Source organism: Halomonas sp. BMC6 (assembly GCF_964204995.1).
Lineage (GTDB): Bacteria > Pseudomonadota > Gammaproteobacteria > Pseudomonadales > Halomonadaceae > Vreelandella.
This window is the reverse complement of the sequence record NZ_CAXNSH010000001.1, coordinates 2,586,457-2,608,394: the sequence shown is the minus strand read 5'-3', so window position 1 is coordinate 2,608,394 and position 21,938 is coordinate 2,586,457. Positions and strand designations below refer to the sequence as shown.

Here is a 21,938-nt window from a genome sequence, read left to right as displayed (position 1 = left end):
ACCTCGAGCCGACACAATCCCGAGTGTTTTAGTCGGCTATTGCCCACGCTTTATGAGCACGTCTAATAAAGATGCTGCAATAACTTCACGACCAGGCTTGCTGCCCTATGGTGTGCCCTTTGGTATGATAGCCGCCGCTCAATGACTGACGACGACGATAAAAATACCCTTTCCGACTGAGACGCTGGAGATTTTCCCCTGCCATGGCTGCTAGCGATTTGACTGCTTCCCTTACCCAACGCCTTGCCCAACGCATTCTGATTCTGGATGGCGGCATGGGCACCATGCTGCAGAATGCTCAACTCAGCGAGGATGATTTCCGCGGTGAGCGCTTCCGCGACTGGCCGTCGGATTTGAAAGGCAACAATGATCTACTGGCGCTAACCTGTCCGGACGTCGTCGCCCGTATCCACCGCGATTATCTGGAAGCTGGCGCGGACATATTGGAAACCAACACGTTCAACAGCACCCGGTTGTCCCAGGCCGACTACGGCATGGAAGATCTGGTGCCTGAGCTCAACCGCGAATCGGCACGCTTGGCGCGTGAGGTGTGCGACGCCGTCGCTGCGGAAACCGATGTGCCGCGTTATGTGGCTGGGGTTCTCGGGCCAACGTCACGCACGGCATCTCTCTCACCCGACGTGAACGATCCCGCCAAACGCAACGTCACTTTCGACGAACTGCGAGAAAACTATTACGAAGCGGCCAGTGCCCTGATCGACGGCGGCGCAGACCTGATCATGATCGAGACGATCTTCGATACGCTCAACGCCAAAGCCGCTATTTATGCGTTGGAAGAGCTGTTCGATGATCTCGGCCGTCGTTTGCCGGTCATGATTTCCGGCACGATTACCGATGCCTCAGGACGTACGTTATCCGGGCAAACCACAGAAGCTTTTTGGAACTCCATCCGTCATGCTAACCCGCTTTCGGTAGGCTTGAACTGTGCCTTGGGAGCCGAAGAGCTTCGCCCCTATCTGGAAGAGCTCTCCGTTAAAGCCGATACGTTCGTTTCTGCCCACCCCAACGCGGGTTTGCCGAATGAATTTGGTGAATACGACCAAACTCCAGAAGAGATGGCCGCGATCGTCGGCGAGTTTGCCCAAAGCGGCTTGGTCAACATCATTGGCGGCTGCTGCGGCTCGACGCCAGAGCACATCCGCGCCATTGCCGAGGCCGTGCGCCCCATGGCGCCTCGACAAGTGCCCGAGCGCGGCAGAGCGTGCCGTCTGTCAGGCCTCGAACCCTACAACATCGAAGCCGACTCTTTATTCGTCAACGTGGGTGAGCGTACCAATGTCACCGGCTCGGCCCGCTTCAAGCGCCTGATCGTAGAAGAAGATTACACCACGGCGCTGGAAGTGGCTTTAGAGCAGGTCGAAAACGGCGCGCAGATCATCGATATCAACATGGACGAAGGCATGTTGGAATCGAAGGAAGCCATGGTGCGCTTTCTGAACCTAATTGCTGGCGAGCCGGACATTGCCCGTGTGCCCATCATGATCGACTCCTCGAAGTGGGACATCATCGAAGCGGGCCTGAAGTGCGTACAGGGCAAGGCGGTGGTCAACTCGATCTCGCTGAAAGAGGGTGAAGCCGCCTTCCGCGAACAGGCCACCAAGTGCCGTCGCTTTGGTGCCGCCATTGTCGTCATGGCGTTCGACGAAGAGGGCCAGGCCGATACCTTTGCGCGCAAAACCGAAATCTGCGAGCGCGCTTACCGGCTGCTCGTGGATGAGATCGGCTTCCCGCCCGAAGACATCATTTTCGACCCGAACATCTTCGCCATCGCTACAGGTATCGAAGAGCACAATAACTACGCCGTGGATTTCATCGAAGCCACCCAATGGATTCGTGAACACTTGCCCCACGCCATGATCTCCGGCGGCGTGTCTAACGTGTCGTTCTCGTTCCGAGGCAACAACCCGGTACGTGAAGCAATCCACTCGGTATTTCTTTACCACGCCATTCGTGCGGGCCTCACCATGGGTATCGTCAACGCCGGGCAGCTGGCTGTCTACGATGACCTGCCCGCCGAGCTGCGTGAAGCCGTAGAAGACGTCGTGCTCAACCGTCGCAGCGACGGCACCGAACGTCTCTTGGACATCGCCGATCAGTACAAGGGTGACGGCAGCGGTGCCGCGAAGAAAGAGGATCTCGAGTGGCGCAGCTGGCCGGTCAACAAGCGTATCGAGCATGCGCTGGTGAAAGGCGTTACAGCGTATATCGAAGACGATACGGAAGAAGCCCGTGCACAAGCTGCCCGCCCCATCGAGGTGATCGAAGGCCCGCTGATGGATGGCATGAACGTGGTCGGTGACCTGTTTGGGGCGGGTAAGATGTTTTTGCCCCAGGTGGTCAAGTCCGCCCGCGTCATGAAGCAGGCGGTTGCGTACCTGATTCCCTTCATCGAAGCGGAAAAAAGTGAGGATACCCAGGCCAAGGGCAAAATCGTGATGGCCACGGTCAAGGGGGATGTCCACGACATCGGCAAAAATATCGTGGGGGTCGTGCTGCAGTGTAATAACTACGAAGTGATCGATCTTGGCGTCATGGTGCCCACCGAGAAAATTCTCCAGGCCGCTATTGACCACAACGCCGATATCATCGGCCTCTCTGGCCTGATTACCCCGTCGCTGGACGAGATGGTACACGTGGCCAAAGAGATGCAGCGCCGCGGCATGGACCTGCCGCTGCTGATTGGCGGTGCCACCACCTCGAAAGCGCACACGGCGGTCAAAATCGAACCGCAGTACGATCATCCGGTGATTTACGTCACCGATGCGTCTCGGGCGGTGGGGGTTGCCGGTAAGCTGCTGGCCCCCAACTTGAAACCGGCTTACGTCGCCGACATCCGTGAAGAGTACGAGAAAGTGCGCGAGCGTAATGCCAAGCGCCGCCCCAAAGCCGCCGACCTGGATTACACCCAGGCGCGTAAGCGGCGCTTTCGCACCGATTGGGCGACTCATACCCCTGCCAAACCAAACACGCTGGGATTGATGACCTTCGACGATTACGACTTGGAAGAACTCGTCGAGCGGATCGACTGGACCCCCTTCTTTATGAGCTGGCAGCTCGCTGGCAAGTACCCGAAGATTCTCAACGACGAGGTCGTGGGTGAAGCCGCCCAGAGCCTGTTTGCTGACGCGCAAGTGATGCTGCGCAAGTTGATCGATGAAAAGCACGTGACAGCGCGCGGCGTGATTGGCCTGTGGCCTGCGAATAGCGTGGATGATGACGTGATCGAAGTCTATGCCGACGAGAGCCGCACCGAGGTGGTCGAGCGTCTACACCATATTCGCCAGCAAACCACCAAAGGCCGTGACGGTATCTGCTACAGCCTCGCTGACTTCATCGCCCCCAAAGAAAGCGGCAAACCCGACTGGATCGGCGGCTTTGCGGTGACCACGGGGCACGGTGTGGACGAGCTCTCCAAAGCCTACGAAGCTGCCGGTGACGACTATAACGCCATCATGGTGCAGGCGCTGACCGACCGCTTGGCCGAAGCGTTTGCCGAGCGCATGCATGAGCGGGTGCGCAAAGAGTTTTGGGGCTACGTGCCTGAAGAAACGCTAGACAACGACGCGCTGATTGCCGAAAAGTATCAGGGCATTCGCCCTGCCCCAGGCTATCCGGCCTGCCCGGATCACACTGAAAAAGCCACGCTGTTCCGTTTGCTGAACGCCCCAGAGAATACCGGCCTGACGCTGACGGAGAACTTCGCCATGTGGCCAGCGGCAGCCGTGTCGGGCTGGTACTTTGCCCACCCGCAGTCGAAGTACTTCTCCACGGGCAAAATCACTCGTGATCAGGTCGAGGTACTGGCCGAGCGAAAGCAGATGTCGCTTGCCGAGATGGAGCGTTGGCTCTCGCCGGTGCTCTCTTACGACCCTAGCTGATTCGTCCGAACGAATGTCGCCAGTGGTTCGCCGCCAAGGAAAGGTCATGCGTTTGGCCTTTCCTATCATGCTGGGCATGCTCTCGCAGAGCGTGCTCAATTTGATCGACGCTGCCTTGATAGGCCATTTAGGCCAGGAAGCACTGGCCGCCGTGGGTATGGGTGGGTATGCCATGTTCATGATGACGGCGCTGGTGTTTGGCCTATCCTCTAGCGTGCAGTCGCAAACGGCCCACGCAACGGGCGCTAACCACATGTGCCCTACCCAGCCCCTGCGCGCAGGCATGGTCATTGGTTTGGCCGTAGGGTTGCCGCTCTCTTGTATGGCATGGTGGCAAGCCCCGGCGCTGATTCATCTGATATCCCCCGCAGACGACGTTACGCAGCTTGCTATCGATTACTTCCGCTGGCGCGTCATCGCGCTAACCGCCATCGCGCTGACCCTTTGCTTACGTGGCTACTGGAACGGGCGGCAGAAAACGCATCTCTATCTACGTATCATCGTCGTGGTCCATGCAGCTAACGTGGCGCTCAGTGCGGCACTCATCTACGGGGTCGCGGGGTTGCCTGCGTTGGGAGTAAACGGCGCTGCGATCGGCACCACGCTGTCACTTCTGCTGGGGCTGGGGATCTGGGGAAGTATCACTTGGCGGCAGTGTCATCCCAGCACTTCCTCAATGCCTTCCTGGGAAGACGTCAGATCGACGCTGACGCTTGCGTGTCCGCATTCGCTGCAACAGCTTTGGTTTGCCGCCGGTTACGTGGTGCTTTTTTGGCTGCTGGGTCAACTCGGCACGTCGAGCGTGGCGGTCGGTCACGTCTTGGTGAATCTTTCCTTGCTACTGATTTTGCCGGGCGTCGGTGTGGGAGTCGCTGCCATGAGCCTTGTCGGCGAAGCCTTGGGCCGCGACGACCAACAGGCCGCCCACCGCTGGGGCATTGACGCCTTGACCGTTGCCGGTATGCTGCTGACTGTTCTAGCGTTACCCATGCTCGTCATCCCCGAGCCGATTTTGGGCATTTTCTTTACCGATGAGGCGCTGGTGCAGTTAGGGAGACTGCCCCTGCAAATTACCGGCCTGATGATCGTGCTCGACGCCGCTGCGCTGGTATTGGCACAGGCCCTGATGGGCGCTGGTGCGCAGCGCACCGTCATGCTGCTCACCTTAGGGATGCAGTGGCTACTCTTTTTACCACTGGCTTGGTGGGTGGGTATTTGGCTGGGTTACGGGTTGGTCGGGGTCTGGTTGACACAGCTCTTTTACCGACTGCTCAACTCTACTGGTTTTTTGTGGGTATGGCAGCGGCGACGCTGGCTCGCCCACGGGTTTTGATAGTCGTTTGAAATAGCATTTAACGATAAAAAGATAATTATATATTCTTTTGTAGAATATGACGCCCGCGTTAAGGTGACGGCACATTACCGTCCGTCTCGACGTGACCATTTCGCTTTTAGCAGGATCGTGCCACATGTACCGTTATGATATTCACGACCAAACGCTGGTTGACGAGCGCGTAGCTCAGTTCCGCGATCAGATGGAGCGCTACCAAGCCGGACGCTTGGGAGAAGAAGAGTTCCGCCCCCTGCGGCTGCAAAACGGCCTGTATATCCAGAAACACGCGCCTATGCTGCGCATCGCCATTCCTTACGGCATGCTGGCAGGCCAGCAATTGCGTGCCCTGGCCGAGATTACGCGCCGCTACGACCGCGGCTATGGCCACTTCACGACGCGCCAAAACCTGCAGCTCAACTGGCCTGCACTCGAAGACGTGCCGGATATCTTGGCCGAGTTGGCCAAGGTACAGATGCACGCAATCCAAACCAGCGGTAACTGCATCCGTAACACCACTAGTGACCAGTTTGCTGGCATTGCCAATGACGAAGTCGAAGACCCGCGCCCTTGGTGCGAGCTCATTCGTCAGTGGTCTACCTTGCACCCGGAGTTTGCTTACCTGCCGCGCAAATTCAAAATTGCGGTAAGCGGGGCCGCCCAAGACCGCGCTGCGATTCAGGTTCACGACATTGGCCTGCGCCTGTGGCGCAATGCTGACGGTGAGCTGCGCGTCAAGGTGTTAGCAGGTGGCGGTTTGGGCCGCACGCCGATGATTGGCGACGTAGTACGCGAAGACCTGCCCTGGCAGCACCTGCTGACCTATCTCGAAGCGTGTGTGCGGGTGTATAACCAGTTCGGTCGCCGTGATAACAAGTTCAAGGCGCGCATCAAGATTTTGGTGAAGGCGCTAGGTATCGATGAGTTCCGCCGCCGAGTCGACGAAGAGTGGGCGCATCTGAAGGATGGACCTCAGACGTTGAATCAAGCTGCCGTCGACGCCGCCAAAGCGCACTTCCCCGAGCCGGAGCGCCGCCCGGTGGCCGACAACGCGGTGGCAGCGTTCGACCAACTGCGTAGCGAAAACCGCAGCTTCGCGCGTTTCGTCACCAATAACGTGACCGACCACAAAGTGCCGGGTTACAAAGCGGTCACGCTGTCATTGAAGCGCCGCGAGCATGCTCCGGGAGACGTCACTGCCGACCAAATGGAAGCCGTGGCCGATCTGGCGGATCGCTACAGCTTTGGCGAAGTGCGGGTGACTCACGAGCAGAACTTGGTGCTGTCAGATGTGCCGGTCGACGAGCTCGAAGCGCTTTGGAAAGAACTGGATGCGCTGGGAATGGCCAACCCCACCGTTGGCACACTGAACGATATCATCTGCTGCCCCGGTGGCGATTACTGCAGCCTTGCCAATGCGGTCTCCATTCCCATTGCCCAGGCGTTGCAAGAGCGCTTCGAAGACCTGGATTTCCTATACGATTTGGGTCCGCTCGACCTGAACATTTCAGGCTGCATGAATGCCTGCGGCCACCACCATGTCGGCCATATCGGCATCCTTGGCGTCGATAAAAAAGGCGAAGAGTATTACCAAGTCTCGATTGGCGGTAATTCAACGGACGACGCCTCGCTGGGTAAAATTCTAGGCCCCTCTTTCTTCCGCGAAGACGTGCCGGGCGTGGTCGAGAAGGTGCTCGAAGTGTATGTGGCTGAACGTCACGAAGATGAGCGCTTCCTGGATACGTATCGCCGTATTGGCCTAAAACCCTTTAAGGAGCGTGTTTATGCCCAGCAATGATACCCAAACCGAGGCCGTAGAACAGACGCCGGTTCATGTCGATCACTTGATCGACAACGGTGAGCTGGCTGCTGAAAATGCTTGGTGCGTCTCCTACGATGCGCAAACACTGCCCGAGCAGCGCCCTGCGTTCGTGCCACTCGCACTGTGGCAAAGCCATCAGGATGATGCAGAGCTGGCACCGCTGCTGGCGAGCGACACCGAACTCAACGCCGAGCTGGCCAGCGAACTCAAGATGGCCCCTGCCGTCGCCGTAGATTTCCCGGCCTTTACCGACGGGCGTGGTTACACCATTGCGCGTTTGCTGAGAGAGCGTTACGGGTTTACGGGAGAGATTCGTGCGGTCGGCGACGTACTGGTCGATCAGTTGGATTACATGCGTCGCTGCGGCTTCTCGACCATGGCGTTACGAGACGATCAGCACCCTGAGGATGCACTGCGCGCCCTCAATGCGTTCAGCGTCCGTTATCAGACCGACGTGGAAGAGCGCCAAGCTCTGTTCGAAAAGCGCCTAGCTGCTAGTCAGTAACCCCGCTAGCATATCGACAACGCCGACAAGGATTTGCCCTTGTCGGCGTTTTTGCGTTTAACCGCGCCGTTTCTGCTGACGCTCGCGGTTATTGGCTTTGGCGCGGTCGCTTTTGCGCAACATCACCCAGGTCGCACCCAGACCGCCCTCTGAAGGTTGTGCGGAGACGTAGGCCTGCACCTCGTCGAACTGGGTGAGCCACTTGGCGATATAAGAGCGCAACACGTTGGCCGGGCTATCCAGCTCCCGCCCACGTCCATGAACGATCAGCACTGAGCGTAAATCATGGGCATAGGCTTCTTGGATGAAGGGGAACAGCATACGCCGACATTCCACCAACGGGCGCCGTAACAAATGGAGCTGTGCTTGCACGCTGTATCCGCCATGCTTCAACTTATCGACCACGCCTTGTTGAATGCCTTCACGGCGGAACTCGATAGGGTCGAAGGGGGGCAGTAAATCGACGAAATCGTCCGAGAGAAAGTTACGCTCATCCAAACGCTCTTCTGCGCTCTCACGCCGGGCCAATTGGGCTTCTGATGGCCGTTGACGGTGGGGACCTGTATCTGCGCGGTTGCGCTTGGGCAATGGCTTCACATCGCCCACTAACGCGCGGAAGTCCATATCATCACGAAGTGACTGGCTCATAACAGGCTCCTCCGATAGGGTCTAAGGCCTAAACAACGCTACGTATCGTAGCAAAATCACCGACACTGCTTAAGACTTGTCTTGTGGCATGACGTTCTTCACTCTACACAGCCACACGTTACCTAGGAATGACGCATGATTTGGGCAAAGCGATTGGTATGGTCACTGTTGGCTGGATTGATGGGCATTGCCGCTTGGCTCTGGCTGACCATGCTCAGCCCTTGGTTCTATGAGCGCCCCGAAGAACTACCCGACATCGAACAGCGCACCCACCAAGTGTTCGTGTACGGCACGCTGCGCTACTGGCCTATCCGCTGGATCGTCATGGGGACGTCAGGTTCCCCTGAGCCTGCGCGACTAGAAGGATTCGAGCGTCAGGGGTTGGATCTTGTGGCCCGTGCGGATAGCCACGTCGATGGGCTCCTGCTAACCGTTTCGCCCCGTGCGCTGGCGCGCCTCGATCGTTATGAACGGCTTGGCGTTCGCTATGAGCGCGTGACGCAGACGCTGGCCGATGGCAGCACTGCCTGGGTCTACGTTCGGCTTCCAGAGGTCAGCCTGCTCGATAGCGCTCCTGCCCAGGGGATAGCTCTGGTACCATATGACACGTTGCCAGTGACCGCTCAACGCTTGGTCGCCCTGCCCACCACTTAGGATACGCCATGAGTGAAGCCACGCCCTTTGTCTTGATACTGTACTACTCCCGCTCAGGAGCCACGGCAGACATGGCCCGCCAATTAGCAGCGGGTGTCGAGAGCCTTCCCGGTATCGAAGCGCGACTGCGCACGGTGCCTGCGGTCTCCCCCACCTGTGAAGCCGTCGACCCCGAGATTCCCGCCGAAGGAGCGGTGTACGCCGATCTGGACGATTTGCGTCACTGCAGCGGACTGGCGTTGGGTAGCCCAACGCGCTTTGGCAATATGGCTGCGCCGCTCAAGTATTTTCTCGACACGACCAGCAGCCTTTGGATGAATGGCGCGCTCATCGATAAGCCCGCTTGCGCGTTCACCTCGACCTCTAGCTTGCATGGCGGCCAAGAGAGCACCTTATTGACCATGCTAGTGCCCTTGCTGCATCACGGTATGGTCTATGCGGGCATCCCCTACAGCGAGCCCGCGTTATTGAGCACGCAGCATGGCGGCACGCCTTACGGGGCCAGCCACGTGGCTGGCGCGCGCAGCGACCGCCCGGTGGACGAGCACGAACGAGCGTTATGCAAAGCACAAGGCAGGCGGCTCGCCAAACTCGCGCTGGCATTACATAAAATGCGCCAGGAGGTGTCTTCATGAGACAGTGGTTAGAGACGCTGGAAGAGAAACACGGGCTCGATACGTTGACGCGACAAGCACGCCTGCTGGTGCTCGTTAGCTTTGGCGTGCTGCTGCTGTTGGTAATTTATCGTGGATTCTTCGTGCAAGGCGAGACGTTCAATTGGCGCCCCGTCGTCGCGTTCGTCCTACCCCTGGTGCTGTTCTTGCCATCGATCATTGGCCAACGTGCCCGTGGGCACGCATGGCTTGCCTTCGTCAGCTTGCTCTACTTCACACAAGGCGTCATGCTGGCGACGCTGCCCGGCCAGGGCATGCGCGGAGTGTTGGAAGCGCTGGTATCGCTGGCGTTATTTACAGGCTGCATGGGGTATGCCCGTTTTCGCAGCCGCCAACAGCGCCTCAAAGGCTGAGTGTATCAGTAGAACCACAACCAGCCACTCACACCTGCCGCGATCAGCAGTGCACCTATGGCATAGCGGGTTTGCGCACGAGACGCGGCAGGAGTGGTATCCGCGGGGGGGCGGTCAAATTTTTTGACGCCCGTAAGCATGGCAGTGACTAACCGCTCTCCTTGAAGCGCATGCCACATCAGCCCCAGAACGTGCACACCGATCAATATCAACAGTAGGTCGCTATTCAGCGCATGCAGTTGGCCCAATAAATCGCCTACCCCTGCCCCTAACAGCCCATACAGCGGCGCTTGAAAGAAAATATCATCGCTCAAGAACAAGCCACTGAGCGCTTGAAACCCCAACGACGCCAGTAGCAATACGACCATCCAGCCGCCAAGCGGATTATGGCTAGCATAGTGTGGTGCGCGTCGTGTCATCAGCGCTTTGGTATAACGTGCGGTGACAGTTGGCCCGTACAAGAACGTGCCAAAGCGGGCATACGTCGTGCCCACCAGGCCCCAGATCACGCGAAACACCAATAACCCAATGATCAAATAGCCCGACTGGGCATGCACTTCCAGCGGAAATAGAAACGGCTGGCCCGACGTTTTGGTGGTGTAGAACGAAATCACCACGGCTGCCAACAGGGACCAGTGAAACAAACGAATGAACGTATCCCATACGGCTATGCGTGTCGTGCGGCTCTGCATCTGACGATCCTCAATCCTCGTACTGGTAGAGTTTCTCATTTATTGACGGGTTCTCCTAGGAGGATTCCACCCACTCACCAACGCTGTGTCACTGCACCAACCGTTTTGGGTCATCCACCGAACAACACTTGAGCTTTATCGGTAGACCAGCGAACATGACACTAATGCAACTTATCACCGCAAGGGAGCTTCACCGATGACACGTAATATTGCCGACGTCAGGCGTGACTACGAGGGTGGGCGTTTGGATGAAACGCACACTCCTGACGATCCGTTCGTGATGTTCGATGAGTGGTTCAGCCTGGCGCTCGAAAGCGAAGGTAAAGATGGCAATGCCATGACACTTGCCACCGTGGATAGCCAAGGCCGTCCCCATGCCCGCGTGGTGCTGCTCAAAGGGTTCGATGAGCGCGGCATGGTGTTTTTCACCAACTACCACAGCCATAAAGGCAGCGAACTGAACAACGTCCCCTTCGCCGCCCTCACGTTCTGGTGGCCCTCCCTATCCCGCCAAGTACGTATCGAAGGCGCGGTGGAGCAAGTATCTGCCGAGGAGTCGGACGAGTACTTTGCCAGCCGCCCGCGTGGTAGCCAACTGGGGGCTTGGATTGCGACCCAGAGCGTGGTGATTCCTGATCGCAACTGGATCGAAGAGCGTCAAAAACGTTTTGAACAAGCCTATGAGGGGCAGGATATTCCGCGCCCCATCCATTGGGGCGGCTACCGTGTCCATCCAGAAATGATCGAGTTTTGGCAAGGGCAACCCAGCCGCTTGCACGACCGCTTGCGCTATGAGCGACGTGATGGCGGTGAGTGGAGCCGCTTCCGTTTAGCGCCTTAATCATCCCGCGCAAGACGGCATCCAGCAAGTGGCCTGCCGGTGTTGACCAGCAGGCCATTTTATTGGACATGGTGTTGAACAGGGTTAATCCGGCTGACTCTCCAAGCGGTGCCGCTGCCACTCGCTGTCGGGTTCGTTTAGCCGTAGCACGGCATCAATCACCTGCTCTTCCATGTTGTAACGGCATCGGAAGCCAAGATGCTTCATCAGTGCCCGCATCGGGTGGTTATCCACCATGATTTTGCCGATCATTTCGAGCGTGCCGATGCTGGTGCAGTAATCGATCATCTTCTTCATCAGCAGGCTACCGATCCCCAGGCCCTGCAAATCATCGCGAATGATGATCGAGAACTCGGTACGAATATTGTCTGGATCGTTCCAAACCCTCACCACTCCCAGCATCTCCTTACTGCCATCATCGTGCTGATGCTCGGCAATAAAGGCCATCTGACGGTCATAGTTGATGTGCGACAGAATCGATAGGTCGCGCTGGGTAAGGTTCGACTTGTTATGGAAGTAGCGAAACCGAATGCTCTCCTCTGAGAGCTGCCGGTGAAAGGTCGTGATCAGTGGCGCATCCTCTGCGCGAATGGGCCGCACTTCTACCTGCCAGCCATTTTTCAACGTCACCCACTGTCGAAGCTCTTCTGGGTACGGCATGATCGCAAAACGCGCGGGGTGCCCTAAGTCCATGGCAAAATCCACGGCCAACATGCCATCGCGATTTAGCAGCAAGGGATTGAGCTCCAGGCCGCGCAGGTCGGTCAAATCCGAGGCCATCTGTGAAAGTTTGACCAATAATTGGCACAGATGCTGGATATCACGTTCGGGGTCGGCCGAGTGCTCGCGGATCAACGACGCCGCGTGGGTGCGCCCTACCACATCCGAGGCGAGGCTCATGTTGAGTGGCGGCAGCGCCACCTGGCGGTCTGCCAGTACGTTGACCTTGTAGCCCCCAATACCGAACACGATCAGCGGCCCAAACACGGGGTCCCGTGTGATGCCTGCACAAATTTGCATCGAGTGTTTGCCACGCTGCATGGGCTGGAGGCAGTACTCACGAATGGCATGTTCGGGAAACTTCTCCTGCACTTTATCGCCCAACCGCCGAACGCCCTCAGCGACTTGCTCCGGCGTTTCCAAGTCTTGCAGCAGCCCAGCGGAAATCTTATGCGGATGCTTGCGGTAGCGATACGGCCGGCAGTTTCCCTCGTGGACGACTTTCAGCGCCTTTGGCCCAGGAAAGCGTTCGGCGACCACCAAGGCTTCTTCGGGCGAGTGCACGTAGGCGCTGGTGGCAGTGGGAATACCGTAGGCCTCCAGCACTCGGGCCGTTTCAGAGTGTGTCAGCGTCTGCCTGCCCTGCTCTTTTGCCTGTTTGATCAGCGCGCGACACTCAGCGCGAATGTCCGGGCTGGTAGAAAACGGCAGGCTGGGCGGAATTTCGTGCAGCAGCGCCTGAACGCGCTGGTAATCCACCATGTGCATAAACGCCTTCACTGCTTTTTCGGGCGAGGTGTAGGTGGGAATCCCGGCCAAGTTGCAGACATGGCGGGCATTGAGCGCCTCTTTCAACCCCATCCAGCTGGTGAGTAAATTGCGTTTGAAGGTTTTGCGGTGATCGATGAGTGCCTGAGCCGTGACTTGGGAAGGCGCCAGTCGTGTGGGGGCGTGCACGACCAATACGGCATCGACGTTAGGGTCGGCGGTGACGATTTGCAGCGCCTCTACAAAGCGCTCTGGCGTTGCGTTTCCGCCTAAGTCCACAGGGTTCTCACCCGGCTTACTCATATCCACCTGGCTTTTATGCAGCGCCGCCTGGGTCTCCGGGCTAAATTCCGCTAGTTTGCCTCCTGCGCTCACCAACTTATCGATAGCCAGCATGGCAGGCCCAAGGCCGTTGGAAACGATCGCCAAGCGGTCGCCGCGCAGCGGCTTCATGCGGGATAGCGTTTCCAGCGCATCGAGCATTTCATCTGAATCGTTGACCCGCACGACACCCGCCCGGGCGAAGGCCGCATCGAAAACGACATCGCGGTTAGCGATGCCTGGCGTTGGGGGCATGCCGGAGATATCCGACTGCGGCGTGCGGCCGCTTTTGATCGCTACGACCAAGCGATTGCGGGAGGCATCCCGTACGGACGTCATGAAGTGCTGGGCGTCCGTGACTCGCTCTAAGTGCAACAAGATGGCTTGGGCAGGGGAAAACTGATTCACGTAGTCGATCAAATCAGGGAGCAGCACATCCACACTGTCCCCGACGGTAATCAAATGGGAGAAGCCCACATCTCGGCCTGCAGCCCAGTCGATCATCGCGTTGGCCAGCATCCCCGACTGGCCTAAATACGCGACGCGACCCGCCTTGACCGGCTGACTCGCATACGAGGCATTGAGCTTTTTACCCGGCACGATCAGCCCCATACACTCCGGCCCAAGCACGCGAATCCCCGATTCACGAGCGGCCTGGAGCATACGCTGACGAATCGACCCTTTGTTACCCTCCTCTCGGTCCAGGTAGGCACCTCCGGAGAGCACCAAGGCGGCCTTCACACCATACCTACCGAGCTTTTTGATGAGCTTGGGGACGCCTTCGATGGGTGAACACACCACCGCGAGATCGGGTATGTCGGGTAATTCGTCTACGGTGCGCACGCAGTCCACACCGAATACCGATGCGTATCCCTTCAAGTTCACGGCCCAGAGTTTGCCTCGAAAGCCGCCCTCTTGGAGATTGCTCAAGACCAAGCCACCTAGAGACGCCGGTTTTTCAGAGGCACCGAACACTGCAACCGAGCGAGGTTCGAAAAAATGATGCAAAAAGCGTGTGCTCACGGATGCGTCTCCCCTGACATGAATGACTACTGTGTACGACTTATTGACACTGTCGCGCAAGCCCCCGGGGCGATTAAGGTGGCTCTAACGTTACCGGAGCGCTTGAATGATCACTGCCTACCTTACCCACCCCGACTGCGCATTGCACCACATGGGGCCAGAGCACCCCGAAAGCCCTCTGCGCTTGGAGGCCATTCGCGCGCGGCTGTCACTGTCTGGGCTGTTGCAACAAACCATGCAGGGGGATGCCAAAGAGGCGTGTGATGAAGCGCTGGCAAGAGTCCATCCGCTGCGCCATCTCCACGCATTGGAAAAGTGCTTACCTAGCGAAGGGATCGTAACGCTAGACAGCGACACCATGATGAACCCCGACAGCTTAAAGGCTGCCCGCGTGGCTGCCGGTGCCGTCGTTCGCGGTGTGGACCAGGTATTCAAACGTCAGGCAGACAACGTTTTCTGTGCAGTGCGCCCCCCTGGCCATCATGCCGAAGCATCCGATGCCATGGGCTTCTGCTTTTACAACAACATTGCCGTGGGAGCCGCCCACGCCAGAGCCACATATGGCGCTAAGCGCATCGCCATTCTCGATTTCGACGTTCATCAGTGCAATGGCACCATCGACATTTTCAAAAACGATCCAGACGTGCTGATTTGCACCAGTTTTCAATACCCGTTTTACCCCTGGCGGTACTTACGCAGCGAGTGGCAAAACGTAGTGAATACACCGCTGGAGGCGGGTACCGGCAGTGAAGAGTATCGACGCGTCATCGAGCGCCACTGGCTGCCAGCGCTACACGCCTTCAAGCCTGATCTCGTGATGCTGTCAGCAGGCTTTGACGCCCACAAAGACGACCCAATGGGTGATATTTGCCTGGAAGACGAAGACTTCTACTGGGTGACTCATCTTGCCATGGAAATTGCGGCACTCTACGCCGATAACCGCGTCGTGTCGGTGTTAGAAGGCGGTTACAACCCAACGTCACTGGCTAGCAGTGCCGAGGCCCATCTGAAAGCCCTCTTGGGGCTGCCCTTCACCAATGCGCCTTAGCGGCCCTGGCAGGGAGGGAGCTGTGGTACTATTCAGCCACCATGTTGCCCTCCATTTTACGTGACCGTTATGACCGCTACTTCTGAAGAGCACGCAGCGCTGCGCATCGCGTCAGGGCGTAAACCCTTTGTCGAACCGTTACGCTTGGGCGAGCGGCTCAAACAAATTCGCTTGGCTAACCAATGGACGCTGGAAGATGTCAGCCAGCGTACTGGCATTGCTCGCTCAACGCTTTCCAAAATCGAGAACGACCAGGTGTCGCCGACGTTTAGCGTGGTGCAAAAACTGATCAGCGGGCTCAACATCGACCTCCCCCAGCTCTTTACACCCCCCAAACGTGAACGCTACACCATGGGTCGCCGCGATCTCACGCGTAAAGGAAAAGGCCAGCTACACCCGACCCCTACCTACGAACACGAGCTGCTGGGCCATCAGCTCGCCCAAAAACGCATGATCCCGTTCAAAACCATCGTCCGGGCACGCAGTTTTGAAGAGTATCATCAGTGGGTGCGTCACGATGGCGAAGAGTTTTTAATGGTGCTGTACGGCGATATCATGCTCTATACAGAGTTCTATGCGCCGCTGGTACTGGCCGAAGGCGACAGCATCTACTTCGATAGTGACATGGGGCACGCCCTAGTCTCTACCAGCCAAGACGATGCTGTCGTACTTTCGGTGTGTACCCGAGGGGATTTGGTTTAACGCGCCGGAGGCAGACAGACTATAAACAGTTCGTCGGTTTCGGTAACCCGGCAATCCTCGCCAAACGCTTCGGCGGGCTGCCGGGAAAAAGGCGCATCAAGTAGACCGAGCGTCCTTTTTCCTCGCCTAATGCCTGTTTGGTGGCTTTGACGAGCGGCCGCATCGCGGGTGCCATTTCATAACGCGCATAAAAATCACGCACCACGCGAATGAGTTCCCAATGCTCCTCTGTCAGTGTTAGCTCCTCATCCTTGGCTAACAAATCGGCTACGTGCTCGTTCCAGTCCTCCTGCTTTACTAGATAGCCTTCGGGATCGAGTTTAATTTTTTCATCATAATCAAGATAACGGTATAAACTTTCATCACTCATTGATCAGTACCACGACAAGATCTTAGTATGCTGCTCGGTCAGTTCGACAAAGCCTTTCATATCCACCAGCGTTGCGTGATGACGGAAGACCACCTCGCTTAGGCCGCGCGCCACGGCATCCTCTTTTAGCACACATACGTTCACATCAGCCTTAGCATTCCAGCCTGGCCAATCGACGTACAATAACGCCTGAACGCCATCTTCAATCAGCAGAATGCTATCGCCCTCCGTTACCGTAGAGAGCATTTGCGCAGCCGCTTCGCTGTGTGGGGGCTTGTTCAGAATATGTAACATGTCGCTGCCCGTTTAAAAATTCATGACATAAGAGTGGCGTTGGATCAGTTCGGGCAATCGTTCGTCGGCCATCATCGTTACCCCGTCCACTAGCTGGTCTAACTGCAAATGCAACGCCTCCAGCGCACTTTGCGGCACTAGCAACTGGTCGATGTCATACATGTCCAGCATATCGATAGTCGGTAGCGTTGCTTTCTGCCCTGGCGCTCCAATGGCTTGCTCTTTGACCAGCGCCAGCACGCCCTGACCAAGAAACAGTAGATTGACCGCTTGGCCAAACGCGGCAGCCACCAGGGCAACGTCTAGCCCTTCTCGCAGTGCATTGGAGCTATACGGCGCATGACGAATGATCACCAGCCTCTCGTGTTCATGACTCATCTGCATTGCTCCCTAAGCAAACGTGATCAAGCGGTCGCACCGCTGCTGAAGTGTCAGCAGTTGCCCCAAGCCGGTCAATTCGAAGGGCGCTTGCAGGTTGAAGTGCGTTTGACCATGGCGCTTGGCCTCGGTCTCGCTCATCACGCCACGGCGCAGCGCCGCGGCAATACACACATCCAGCGCCACACCATGCTCTTGGTGCAGAGCGACCCAGGCCTCTCGCATGTTGAGCTCGTCTTGCGGAGGCGCCATTAACTGAGAGGCATTATGGATGCCCTCTCGATAAAAGAAGACTCCCGCCACTTGGTGGCCGCTGCTAATGACCGCTTTGGCAAAGCGAAGCGCAGAGTGTGGGGCCGCACTTGCATAAGGTGCGCCCATCACCAATAAGCCGTACTCCATAGCGTCGTCTCGTGCTGAATCCGCGAAAAAAAACAGACCCTACCAAGTAGGGTCTGTCATGGATGTCACGTCAAGTGACCACCTGCTTTATGTCGATCAGTCGTTGCTCATGATGCCCAGGATAGACAGCAGGCTGACGAACAGGTTGTAGATGGAAACGTACAGCGTCACCGTTGCAAGAATATAGTTGGTCTCGCCAGCACGGTGCACGATTTCGCTCGTTTGATAGAGAATCGCAGCAGACGCAAACAGCACGAAGCCTGCCGACACCATCAGCGACAGCGCGGGAATATTGAAGAAGATGCCCGCCACCATAGCCAGAATCAGTACGATGGCACCGGCCATCAAGAAGTTGCTCAAGAAGCTGAAATCTTTCTTGGTGGTCAACGCGACTGCGGACAGACCGATGAACGTCAGACCCGTCATGGCCAGCGCGTTCATGATCAGCGCCCCGCCGTTAGGCAGCGTCAGGTAAGCCGAGATGATCGGGCCTAAGGTGAACCCCATGAAGCCCGTGAAGGCAAACGTGGCCAATAGGCCCGCAGCAGAGTTAGCGGTTTTGTGGACTAGGAACATCAAGCCGTAGGCCCCAATGAAGAACACGAAAATGTTCATCTGTTGGATACCCATGGCTACGGACGCACCAGCCGTGACAGCAGAAAATAGCAGCGTCATAGCCAGGAGTGCGTAAGTATTACGTAACACTTTGTTGGCACTGACGCCGCTCACCGTACTGTGAGCTTGCGTTCTAGCCGTATTCGAATCGTTAAAAGCCATGTATCTATGCTCCCTAGTGGTCATACTATCAACGGACAAGCATGCCGTTACCTAGTTCCAGACGCAAGTGTTAGTCTTCCACGTTCCCCAGATGCGTTTGTGCCCCTCCTACAGACAAGTTGACTATGCTTTAACTTCCACAACGACTTGGACAGAGCCATGCATCATAAGATCCCTACCTTACTCTCTCGTGTGAGTATTTTTACCTTCTCTACACTAGCCCTTTCAACGGCGGCTTACGGTTTCACACCCAGCGGTGACGATATTTCCTACGAAGTGAACGGCGAGCGCTTCGAGGGTTACTTCGTCTCCGGGGGCGACAATGCCAAAGGCAGCGTCATCATCGTCCACGATTGGGACGGCGTGGATGACTACGAGCGCCAGCGCGCCGATATGCTGGCAGAGCAAGGGTACGATGCGTTTGCTGTCGACCTGTTTGGTGCAGGCAATCGCCCACAAGCCGTCGAAGACAAGCAAGCCGCTACGCAAGCGCTTTACCAGGACCGCGACCGCATGCGCACGCTCACGCTGGCTGGGCTGGAGCAAGCCCGAGCATCGGGAGCCGCTACCGAAACGGTCATCATGGGCTACTGTTTTGGCGGGACGGTCGCGTTAGAGATCGCACGTTCTGGGGAAGCCAGCGACGTTGCCGCCTATACGAGCTTCCATGGCGGGCTGGACACACCCGAAGGCCAGTCCTACTCCAGCGATACACCTCCCATCTTCATTGCCCACGGCGGTGCCGATGAGGCCGTCAGCCTAGACGCTGTGGCGACGTTGGCAGAAGAGCTGGAAGCGGCGGGAGTGACTTATGAAGTCGGCATCTATTCGGGTGCGCCGCACGCGTTCAGTGTCTTTGGCAGCGACCGTTACCACCAGCGTGCCGATGAGCAATCCTGGGCCACTTTCAATCAGTGGCTCGAAGAGATGTTGTAACCACACGGCAGACGGAGCCTGTATCAAAAAGGGTAGCCGACGCTACCCTTTATCGTTGCCCACAGGCACATCCTGTATGACACGTAGCGCTTACAGTGGCGGGGCTTCGGTGTCGTCCTCATCCTCATCTTTGTGCGGGGTGGCGACCGTCGAGGTGACTTGGCGAGCATCCTGAGCATTGTAGAGCCGGGCATCGATGATGTTCAGCACGGTCAACTGAGCAAACAGCACCGCAAAACAGATGATTAAACCTTTTAACATGATCACGTTCCTTTGCCAGGCGAAACGCTCGCCTGAATGTCTCGAATAGTAGCGCAGGGCTACCAGAAAGCAACGCAGCGCACAAAATAAACGGCCTGTCCTGCTAGACGAACTCCTCAGTGTCGATATCCGCCTGCTGGGCCTCATTGTAGCGGGCACCGGCCACCTCATGGGGACGCATCATATCGTTCAGCAGGGCTACGTCCGGCGCGCTCAGTACGACCTGCTCGGCCTGGAGATTTTCACGCATATGCGCGGCGGAGCGTGTCCCGGGAATCGGAATCACATGGCTGCCCTGCGCCTTTACCCAAGCCAGCGCCAGTTGGGCTGGCGTGATCTCCAAACGCTGCGCCACCGACCGGAACTGCGCCAGCAGCGTCAGGTTATGGCGAAGGTTTTCACCCTGGAAGCGCGGCATTCCCGCTCGCATGTCCCCCTCTGCAAGCGCAGTAGCGGCATGAATCGCACCGGACAGAAAGCCGCGCCCGAGCGGGCTAAACGCGACCAGTGCCGTTCCTAACGCTTGGCATGCTTGACTAAGGGCAATTTCGGGATTGCGCGTCCATAGCGAGTATTCCGACTGCACAGCCGCAATCGGGTACTCGGCATGCGCCTGACGCAGGGTATCGGCCGAAATTTCTGATAGGCCCACGGCACGCACCTTGCCCTCCTCTACCAGCCGCCCAAGTGCTCCCACGCTCTCCTGGATAGGAACTTGACGGTCCATGCGGTGCAGGTAGTAAAGATCCAGATGATCGGTCTTCAGGCGCGTAAGACTCTCTTCGCACTGGCGCTTGAGGGTCTCAGGGCGCCCGTCGATCACGCGTTTGCCGCTCTCTGGGTCCATGGCCATGCCGCACTTACTGGCCAGTAAAAATGCCTGGCGCTTGGAAGTGAGCGCCTTGCCCAGCAAGCGTTCATTCGCCGTCCCTCCGTACAGCGTGGCCGTATCGAAATGGCGATAGCCCATCTCGAAGGCATCGTTTAGCGCGCGTATACCCGCATCTTCGGGCACGACGTGTCCGTAGCCATGGGATAAATTCATACAGCCGAGACCGATACGCGGCGAGTCGACTTCCTTCAAACGTTCATAGAACCCTGACATACAACACCTCTCAACCATGATTACGACGCTATCGCCTGCGCGGGGTGCGCCAACGCCGTCGGGGTCACCTGCTCGCCCAGCCAAGCGGGCAAACGATGCTCGAGATAATAGCGGGGCCGCCAGGGAGCGCCTTCGATAAACCCAACATGCCCGCCGCTTTCCCAAAGCTCCAGCGTCACGCAGTCCGGTAACGCATCGGCTGTTGGCACGCTGTGGGGGTAAATAAAAGGGTCGTCCTTGGCATGGACGATGAGCGTTGGCACCTGAATGGCGGGCACGAAGAAAGCACTACTGCTGCGCTGGTAATACTCATCGGCATTGGCAAAGCCGTGCAAAGGGGCCGTGACACGCCCATCGAAATCCCAGAACGACTTCATGCCGTCCAGTGTTTCCAGCGACGTCAGCCGCGCAAGCTCGTCAGCACGGCCCTGTGCTTGAAAGGCGCGCTGTTTGGATTCGACATAGCGGCGCAAGTCACGCAGAAAACGCGCCTGATACACCCTCGAAAACCCCTGACTAATACGGTCGGCGCAGTGATCCAGACGAAACGGCACCGACACCGCGACCGCTGCCTGCAGCGGGCTGTGTTGCCCCGTCTCCCCGAGATATTTCAGCAGTACGTTACCGCCCAAGGAGTAACCCACGGCCACCAGGAGCTTGTGCGGGTAGCGCGAGGCAAGCTGATTGAGAATATCTGCAAGGTCTTCACTGGCGCCGGAATGATAGCCCCGCGCCCGATGATTGGGTTCGCCGGAACACCCCCGCCAGTTGACCGCCACGCTCTGCCACCCCTGCGCCGCCAGCGCCCGCTGTTGGCCAAGGATGTAGAGTGAATTAGAACTGCCCGTCAGGCCATGCAGTAAAACGGCGCAACGCGTCGTGTCCCCCTTGGGGCCGTACCAATCCACATCGATGAAGTCGCCATCGTCTAGCGTCAGCCGCTCACGTTGACGCTCAAGGGAGGGCTTCGCACGAAACAGTGGGCTAAAGAGCGTTTGCAAGTGCCCACCGGGCAACCAACGCGTCGGTCGAAAAGGGACGTCTGAAAAGCGCATGCCAAGAGTACCCGCCAAGAAAATCGCAGGCTAGCTTAGCAAACTTTTAACAAAACGCAGTGCCTGAGGCGCTTGCACCTCTCACTCCTCTTTCACATCGACCTTGCGCAAATCGTCGATGGCTACGCCCTCAGGTAACTCGTCGGGCGATGCCGGCAACCAGACCGGTGAGAGATCACTATCTTCTAGACCATCCTTGTGAGTATGCCCAGGAATGCGATACACCACCTGCTCGTGTCGATGATCCCACGCGTAAATCCTTTCCATGTGCTTTCCTCGTTGGCCCGCTTGGTGGAGGTTGTTAACACATCTGTCATCGCCCCCGTCAGGCGTGGGGATGCCTCTCTGCTGGTTGGTTTT

23 protein-coding genes are annotated in these 21,938 nt (G+C 57.5%); 11 read left to right on the top strand and 12 right to left on the bottom strand.

Annotation, left to right across the window (positions count from 1 at the left end):
- The first annotated feature begins 203 nt into the window (after nucleotides 1-203).
- The 4 genes from metH (at nucleotide 204) to AB6K10_RS12485 (ending at nucleotide 7,556) form a co-directional block, all read left to right on the top strand.
- Nucleotides 204-3,899 (top strand): methionine synthase, encoded by a 3,696-nt coding sequence (gene metH, locus AB6K10_RS12500; protein ID WP_339118866.1) that lies wholly within the window; start codon nucleotides 204-206, stop codon nucleotides 3,897-3,899.
- 13 nt (nucleotides 3,900-3,912) lie between these two features.
- On the top strand, nucleotides 3,913-5,232 hold the full coding sequence (locus AB6K10_RS12495; RefSeq protein WP_339118865.1) for an MATE family efflux transporter: 1,320 nt from the start codon (nucleotides 3,913-3,915) through the stop codon (nucleotides 5,230-5,232).
- Between the two features lie 136 nt (nucleotides 5,233-5,368).
- Nucleotides 5,369-7,027: a nitrite/sulfite reductase gene (locus AB6K10_RS12490; RefSeq protein WP_159342184.1), complete on the top strand. Its 1,659-nt coding sequence runs from the start codon at nucleotides 5,369-5,371 to the stop codon at nucleotides 7,025-7,027.
- Nucleotides 7,014-7,556, top strand: coding sequence for a DUF934 domain-containing protein (locus AB6K10_RS12485; protein ID WP_253016389.1), 543 nt, complete (start codon nucleotides 7,014-7,016; stop codon nucleotides 7,554-7,556). Before AB6K10_RS12490 ends, AB6K10_RS12485 begins: the two co-directional genes overlap by 14 nt.
- Nucleotides 7,557-7,613: 57 nt before the next feature.
- On the opposite strand, the gene smrA is transcribed toward AB6K10_RS12485, so the two are convergent.
- A complete protein-coding gene (gene smrA, locus AB6K10_RS12480; RefSeq protein WP_253016391.1) occupies nucleotides 7,614-8,204 on the bottom strand; it encodes a DNA endonuclease SmrA in 591 nt (196 codons plus the stop codon).
- A 135-nt stretch (nucleotides 8,205-8,339) separates the two neighbouring features.
- On the opposite strand from smrA, the gene AB6K10_RS12475 reads away from it, so the two are divergent.
- Genes AB6K10_RS12475 through AB6K10_RS12465 form a run of 3 tightly spaced genes read left to right on the top strand, consistent with a single transcriptional unit; the run spans nucleotide 8,340 to nucleotide 9,885 of the window.
- Entirely contained in the window at nucleotides 8,340-8,858 is a 519-nt protein-coding gene (locus AB6K10_RS12475) for a gamma-glutamylcyclotransferase family protein (RefSeq protein WP_159342181.1), read from the top strand.
- 8 nt (nucleotides 8,859-8,866) lie between these two features.
- Nucleotides 8,867-9,493 (top strand): NAD(P)H:quinone oxidoreductase, encoded by a 627-nt coding sequence (wrbA, locus tag AB6K10_RS12470; protein WP_305947494.1) that lies wholly within the window; start codon nucleotides 8,867-8,869, stop codon nucleotides 9,491-9,493.
- Nucleotides 9,490-9,885: a DUF2069 domain-containing protein gene (locus AB6K10_RS12465; RefSeq protein WP_159342179.1), complete on the top strand. Its 396-nt coding sequence runs from the start codon at nucleotides 9,490-9,492 to the stop codon at nucleotides 9,883-9,885. The genes wrbA and AB6K10_RS12465 overlap by 4 nt, the downstream gene beginning before the upstream one ends.
- 5 nt (nucleotides 9,886-9,890) lie before the next feature.
- Here the strand turns inward: AB6K10_RS12465 and AB6K10_RS12460 are convergent, their stop codons facing one another.
- The gene (locus tag AB6K10_RS12460; RefSeq protein ID WP_339118864.1) at nucleotides 9,891-10,577 is read right to left on the bottom strand and encodes a cytochrome b/b6 domain-containing protein; all 687 of its coding nucleotides are present in this window, start codon (nucleotides 10,575-10,577) and stop codon (nucleotides 9,891-9,893) included.
- A gap of 196 nt (nucleotides 10,578-10,773) precedes the next feature.
- Here AB6K10_RS12460 and pdxH point away from each other — a divergent pair, with 196 nt between their 5' ends.
- Nucleotides 10,774-11,418: a pyridoxamine 5'-phosphate oxidase gene (gene pdxH, locus AB6K10_RS12455; RefSeq protein ID WP_159342177.1), complete on the top strand. Its 645-nt coding sequence runs from the start codon at nucleotides 10,774-10,776 to the stop codon at nucleotides 11,416-11,418.
- Between the two features lie 84 nt (nucleotides 11,419-11,502).
- Here pdxH and AB6K10_RS12450 read toward each other — a convergent pair whose 3' ends face one another.
- On the bottom strand, nucleotides 11,503-14,250 hold the full coding sequence (locus tag AB6K10_RS12450; RefSeq protein WP_339118863.1) for a bifunctional acetate--CoA ligase family protein/GNAT family N-acetyltransferase: 2,748 nt from the start codon (nucleotides 14,248-14,250) through the stop codon (nucleotides 11,503-11,505).
- 106 nt (nucleotides 14,251-14,356) lie between these two features.
- Here AB6K10_RS12450 and AB6K10_RS12445 point away from each other — a divergent pair, with 106 nt between their 5' ends.
- Both AB6K10_RS12445 and AB6K10_RS12440 read left to right on the top strand, forming a co-directional pair.
- Complete coding sequence (locus AB6K10_RS12445; RefSeq protein WP_159342175.1) at nucleotides 14,357-15,298, top strand: histone deacetylase family protein; 942 nt, start codon at nucleotides 14,357-14,359, stop codon at nucleotides 15,296-15,298.
- Nucleotides 15,299-15,367: 69 nt separating this feature from the next.
- Nucleotides 15,368-16,000 carry a helix-turn-helix domain-containing protein gene (locus AB6K10_RS12440; protein ID WP_159342174.1) on the top strand — a complete coding sequence of 211 codons (633 nt, stop codon included), beginning with the start codon at nucleotides 15,368-15,370 and terminating at the stop codon, nucleotides 15,998-16,000.
- A 19-nt stretch (nucleotides 16,001-16,019) separates the two neighbouring features.
- On the opposite strand, the gene AB6K10_RS12435 is transcribed toward AB6K10_RS12440, so the two are convergent.
- The 5 genes from AB6K10_RS12435 to AB6K10_RS12415 all read right to left on the bottom strand — a co-directional run bounded on the left by AB6K10_RS12435 (nucleotide 16,020) and on the right by AB6K10_RS12415 (nucleotide 18,221).
- On the bottom strand, nucleotides 16,020-16,370 hold the full coding sequence (locus AB6K10_RS12435; RefSeq protein WP_159342173.1) for a TusE/DsrC/DsvC family sulfur relay protein: 351 nt from the start codon (nucleotides 16,368-16,370) through the stop codon (nucleotides 16,020-16,022).
- A gap of 3 nt (nucleotides 16,371-16,373) precedes the next feature.
- On the bottom strand, nucleotides 16,374-16,664 hold the full coding sequence (gene tusB / locus AB6K10_RS12430) for a sulfurtransferase complex subunit TusB (protein WP_159342172.1): 291 nt from the start codon (nucleotides 16,662-16,664) through the stop codon (nucleotides 16,374-16,376).
- Between the two features lie 12 nt (nucleotides 16,665-16,676).
- A complete protein-coding gene (locus AB6K10_RS12425; RefSeq protein ID WP_339118862.1) occupies nucleotides 16,677-17,042 on the bottom strand; it encodes a DsrE family protein in 366 nt (121 codons plus the stop codon).
- A gap of 12 nt (nucleotides 17,043-17,054) precedes the next feature.
- Nucleotides 17,055-17,444, bottom strand: a complete 390-nt coding sequence (gene tusD, locus AB6K10_RS12420; RefSeq protein ID WP_339118861.1) for a sulfurtransferase complex subunit TusD — start codon at nucleotides 17,442-17,444, stop codon at nucleotides 17,055-17,057.
- A 96-nt stretch (nucleotides 17,445-17,540) separates the two neighbouring features.
- Nucleotides 17,541-18,221 carry a Bax inhibitor-1/YccA family protein gene (locus AB6K10_RS12415; RefSeq protein ID WP_159342168.1) on the bottom strand — a complete coding sequence of 227 codons (681 nt, stop codon included), beginning with the start codon at nucleotides 18,219-18,221 and terminating at the stop codon, nucleotides 17,541-17,543.
- 159 nt (nucleotides 18,222-18,380) lie between these two features.
- Between AB6K10_RS12415 and AB6K10_RS12410 the strand changes: the two genes are divergently transcribed.
- A complete protein-coding gene (locus AB6K10_RS12410) occupies nucleotides 18,381-19,157 on the top strand; it encodes a dienelactone hydrolase family protein (RefSeq protein ID WP_159342166.1) in 777 nt (258 codons plus the stop codon).
- Between the two features lie 90 nt (nucleotides 19,158-19,247).
- On the opposite strand, the gene AB6K10_RS12405 is transcribed toward AB6K10_RS12410, so the two are convergent.
- The 4 genes from AB6K10_RS12405 to AB6K10_RS12390 form a co-directional block, all read right to left on the bottom strand.
- Nucleotides 19,248-19,418 (bottom strand): hypothetical protein, encoded by a 171-nt coding sequence (locus AB6K10_RS12405; RefSeq protein ID WP_167520877.1) that lies wholly within the window; start codon nucleotides 19,416-19,418, stop codon nucleotides 19,248-19,250.
- 103 nt (nucleotides 19,419-19,521) lie between these two features.
- The gene (locus AB6K10_RS12400; protein WP_339118860.1) at nucleotides 19,522-20,523 is read right to left on the bottom strand and encodes an aldo/keto reductase; all 1,002 of its coding nucleotides are present in this window, start codon (nucleotides 20,521-20,523) and stop codon (nucleotides 19,522-19,524) included.
- A 20-nt stretch (nucleotides 20,524-20,543) separates the two neighbouring features.
- The gene (locus AB6K10_RS12395; RefSeq protein ID WP_339118859.1) at nucleotides 20,544-21,578 is read right to left on the bottom strand and encodes a hydrolase; all 1,035 of its coding nucleotides are present in this window, start codon (nucleotides 21,576-21,578) and stop codon (nucleotides 20,544-20,546) included.
- An 81-nt stretch (nucleotides 21,579-21,659) separates the two neighbouring features.
- Nucleotides 21,660-21,845, bottom strand: a complete 186-nt coding sequence (locus AB6K10_RS12390) for a hypothetical protein (RefSeq protein WP_339118858.1) — start codon at nucleotides 21,843-21,845, stop codon at nucleotides 21,660-21,662.
- Nucleotides 21,846-21,938 lie beyond the last annotated feature (93 nt).

Coding starts and splice junctions, on each gene's coding strand:
- AB6K10_RS12400 (WP_339118860.1), bottom strand. CDS start 20,523: ATGTCAGGGTTCTATGAACGTTTGAAGGAAGTCGACTCGCCGCGTATC.
- AB6K10_RS12445 (WP_159342175.1), top strand. CDS start 14,357: ATGATCACTGCCTACCTTACCCACCCCGACTGCGCATTGCACCACATG.
- smrA (WP_253016391.1), bottom strand. CDS start 8,204: ATGAGCCAGTCACTTCGTGATGATATGGACTTCCGCGCGTTAGTGGGC.
- pdxH (WP_159342177.1), top strand. CDS start 10,774: ATGACACGTAATATTGCCGACGTCAGGCGTGACTACGAGGGTGGGCGT.
- AB6K10_RS12485 (WP_253016389.1), top strand. CDS start 7,014: ATGCCCAGCAATGATACCCAAACCGAGGCCGTAGAACAGACGCCGGTT.
- tusB (WP_159342172.1), bottom strand. CDS start 16,664: ATGTTACATATTCTGAACAAGCCCCCACACAGCGAAGCGGCTGCGCAA.
- tusD (WP_339118861.1), bottom strand. CDS start 17,444: ATGGAGTACGGCTTATTGGTGATGGGCGCACCTTATGCAAGTGCGGCC.
- AB6K10_RS12395 (WP_339118859.1), bottom strand. CDS start 21,578: ATGCGCTTTTCAGACGTCCCTTTTCGACCGACGCGTTGGTTGCCCGGT.
- AB6K10_RS12415 (WP_159342168.1), bottom strand. CDS start 18,221: ATGGCTTTTAACGATTCGAATACGGCTAGAACGCAAGCTCACAGTACG.
- AB6K10_RS12490 (WP_159342184.1), top strand. CDS start 5,369: ATGTACCGTTATGATATTCACGACCAAACGCTGGTTGACGAGCGCGTA.
- AB6K10_RS12405 (WP_167520877.1), bottom strand. CDS start 19,418: ATGTTAAAAGGTTTAATCATCTGTTTTGCGGTGCTGTTTGCTCAGTTG.
- AB6K10_RS12465 (WP_159342179.1), top strand. CDS start 9,490: ATGAGACAGTGGTTAGAGACGCTGGAAGAGAAACACGGGCTCGATACG.
- AB6K10_RS12460 (WP_339118864.1), bottom strand. CDS start 10,577: ATGCAGAGCCGCACGACACGCATAGCCGTATGGGATACGTTCATTCGT.
- AB6K10_RS12495 (WP_339118865.1), top strand. CDS start 3,913: ATGTCGCCAGTGGTTCGCCGCCAAGGAAAGGTCATGCGTTTGGCCTTT.
- AB6K10_RS12390 (WP_339118858.1), bottom strand. CDS start 21,845: ATGGAAAGGATTTACGCGTGGGATCATCGACACGAGCAGGTGGTGTAT.
- metH (WP_339118866.1), top strand. CDS start 204: ATGGCTGCTAGCGATTTGACTGCTTCCCTTACCCAACGCCTTGCCCAA.
- wrbA (WP_305947494.1), top strand. CDS start 8,867: ATGAGTGAAGCCACGCCCTTTGTCTTGATACTGTACTACTCCCGCTCA.
- AB6K10_RS12475 (WP_159342181.1), top strand. CDS start 8,340: ATGATTTGGGCAAAGCGATTGGTATGGTCACTGTTGGCTGGATTGATG.
- AB6K10_RS12435 (WP_159342173.1), bottom strand. CDS start 16,370: ATGAGTGATGAAAGTTTATACCGTTATCTTGATTATGATGAAAAAATT.
- AB6K10_RS12440 (WP_159342174.1), top strand. CDS start 15,368: ATGACCGCTACTTCTGAAGAGCACGCAGCGCTGCGCATCGCGTCAGGG.
- AB6K10_RS12410 (WP_159342166.1), top strand. CDS start 18,381: ATGCATCATAAGATCCCTACCTTACTCTCTCGTGTGAGTATTTTTACC.
- AB6K10_RS12425 (WP_339118862.1), bottom strand. CDS start 17,042: ATGAGTCATGAACACGAGAGGCTGGTGATCATTCGTCATGCGCCGTAT.